Origin of the sequence: Micromonospora sp. M51 (assembly GCF_018070305.1) — a bacterium.
Lineage (GTDB): Bacteria > Actinomycetota > Actinomycetes > Mycobacteriales > Micromonosporaceae > Micromonospora > Micromonospora parva.
Genome location: NZ_JAGPXZ010000822.1, coordinates 1 through 2,549, shown reverse-complemented (window position 1 = coordinate 2,549; position 2,549 = coordinate 1). Strand labels below are relative to the sequence as shown.

At 72.4% G+C, this 2,549-nt stretch carries 3 protein-coding genes; all 3 read right to left on the bottom strand.

The annotated features are described in order from the left end of the window. Positions 1-386 (bottom strand): cupin domain-containing protein (locus KBX53_RS29320; protein WP_210862851.1); only part of this gene is annotated, 386 nt, incomplete at its 3' end. Then, positions 379-1,131: an SRPBCC family protein gene (locus KBX53_RS29315; RefSeq protein ID WP_210862849.1), complete on the bottom strand. Its 753-nt coding sequence runs from the start codon at positions 1,129-1,131 to the stop codon at positions 379-381. The genes KBX53_RS29315 and KBX53_RS29320, both read right to left, overlap by 8 nt. Further along, on the bottom strand, positions 1,128-2,546 hold the full coding sequence (locus KBX53_RS29310; protein ID WP_309140883.1) for an acetyl-CoA carboxylase biotin carboxylase subunit: 1,419 nt from the start codon (positions 2,544-2,546) through the stop codon (positions 1,128-1,130). The genes KBX53_RS29315 and KBX53_RS29310 overlap by 4 nt, the downstream gene beginning before the upstream one ends. Positions 2,547-2,549: the final 3 nt, after the last annotated feature.

The following is a 2,549-nucleotide window of genomic DNA, read 5'->3' as shown; positions in this document are numbered from 1 at the left end:
TCGACCAGTTCGGTGTCGACGTGGCCCAGCTCGGGGCGGGGGGCGAGCGGGCCCAGGTGGAAGACCACCTCGGCCGGTTCGACGCCGGTGTTGCGCAGCCGGTGCCGCACATTGACCGGAACGAACAGCCCTTCACCGGCGGCCAGCAACGTCGGTTGGTCGTCCAGGTCCACCGTGATCGCGCCGCGCACCAGGTAGAGGAACTCCTCGCTGTACGGGTGGTAGTGCTCGGCGATCCGCTCCCCCGGCGCGAGGGTGGCCACCCCGAGGAAGCCCGAGGTGCTGCCGACGGTGCGGGGGCCGAGCAGCACCCGCAGCTCACCGCCGCGCCGACGGTCGGCGGGGACGTCCCGGGCGGCGATCGGGCGGGTGCTCAGGTCACTCATCGTCGGCCTCCGTCGACCCGTCGCCCACCGAAACGCCCTGGTCGGCGCGCTGCCGGGCGATCCGCTCCACCCGGTCCTTGATCACCGCGAGTTGGATCACGCTGTTGGTGTTGATCCGTTCGGTCATCGCGGCGTTGTCGACCGGCGCGGTGGGCTTCATCGCGAAGTCCTGCGTCCAGGTCATCCGGGTGCCACCGGCCTCCTCGGTGTAGCGCCAGTGGATGCGCATGTACTCGAACGGCCCGGTCTCCACCCGGTGCGCCCGGACCTGCCTGCTCACCGGGTCGGCGGTGCGTTCACTGACCCAGCTCCAGGTCGTCCCGTTCTCGTCGGGGTACATGGTGAGCCGGAACCGCACCGTGTGACCCTCACGGTGCAGGATGTCCACCACGGCGTACTCGGTGAACAGCTCGGTCCAGTTCGCCACGTCGTTGGTGACCTCCCAGACCAGCCCGAGGGGCGCGTCGATGACCACGCTGTTCTCGGTGTGCCCGGGCGGGTCGGTGCGGCGGGCGACCAGGTCGGCGACCGCCGGGATGCTCAACTGCCCGGCCTGCTCGGGGATGCTCACCTGCCAGCGGTCGGCGACCACGGCGGACAGCTCCAGCAGGGCGAGTGAGTCCATGCCCAGCTCCTCCAGGGACGCCGCGGGCGCCCGGGCCGCGGCGTCGGCGTCCAGCCCGCAGTGCGCCACCAGGATGTCGGTGATCTCGGCGGTCATCGGGCGACCATGGGTGACGGTCATCGGGTCCTCCTGTGTGTTGCGTCGGGATCTGCGGCGGGCGCGGTGCGCGGTGCGGGGGTGGCCGTCGGCTGGCCTGTCGGCTTGGCGAGCAGACGGTCGACCAGGCCGGTGGTGTAGCGGCCCTTGCGGAATGCGGCGTCGTCGAGCACCCGCCGGACGAACGGGATGGTGGTGTGCACGCCCGGGCCGGCGACATCGAACTCGTCCAGGGCACGTTCCAGCCGGTTGAGGGCCAACTCCCGGTCGGGCGCCCAGACGATCACCTTGGCGAGCAGGGAGTCGTACCAGGGGCCGACCAGGTAGCCGGCGCTGGCGTGGGTGTCCACCCTGGTGAACGGGCCGCCGGGTGGCGTGAACCGCTCCAACCGCCCGGGGGTGGGGGCGAAGTCGCGTCCGGGGTCCTCGGTGTTGACCCGGCACTCCACCGCGACGCCGTGCAGGCGGATCTCCTCCTGACGCCAGCGCAGCGGCACCCCGGCGGCGATGTGCAGTTGCTCGTGCACCAGGTCGATTCCGGTGACCATCTCGGTGACCGGATGTTCCACCTGGATCCGGCAGTTGATCTCCAGGAAGTGGAACTTCTCCTCGGTGTCGACCAGGAACTCCAGCGTGCCGGCGCCGACGAAGCCGACCTGGAGCGCACCCCGCAGTGCGGTCTCGGCGATGGTGTCGAGGACGGCGGCGGGCAGCGCCGGGGCGGGCGCCTCCTCGACCAGTTTCTGGTGACGCCGTTGCACCGAGCAGTCCCGGGTGCCCAGGTGCACGCCATTGCCGTGGGCGTCGCAGAGCACCTGCACCTCGACGTGGCGCGCCTCGGTGAGGTACCGCTCGACGTACACCCGGTCGTCGCCGAAGGCGGCCTGCGCGGCGGCCCTCGTGCGGGCGTACGCCCGGCGCAGCTCACCCGGGGTGCGCACCACTGTCATCCCACGGCCCCCGCCACCGGCGGCGGCCTTCACGATCACCGGGTAGCCGACGGCCTCGGCCACCTCGGCCGCCGCGGCGGCGGTCGGCACCGGCGCGACGCTGCCCGGCGACAGCGGCAGGCCGGCGCGGCTCATCAGGGCCCGGGCCGAGGACTTGTCGGCCAGCGCGGTCATCACCGCCGGCGGCGGTCCGATGAACGTCAGCCCGTTGTCGGCGCAGATCTCGGCGAAGTCGGCGTCCTCGGAGAGGAACCCGTAGCCGGGGTGCACCGCCTGCGCGCCCACCTGCCGGGCCGCCTCCACGATGGCGGCGGCGTTGAGGTAGCTGCGCCGACTCGACGCGGGTCCGATGCGGACGGCCTGGTCGGCGAGGCGGACCGCCGGCGAGTCGACGTCGGCCGCGGAGTAGACCACCGCCGTTCGCACGCCGAGTTCCTTGCAGGCGCGCAGCACCCGCAGCGCGATCTCGCCCCGGTTGGCGATCAGCACGGT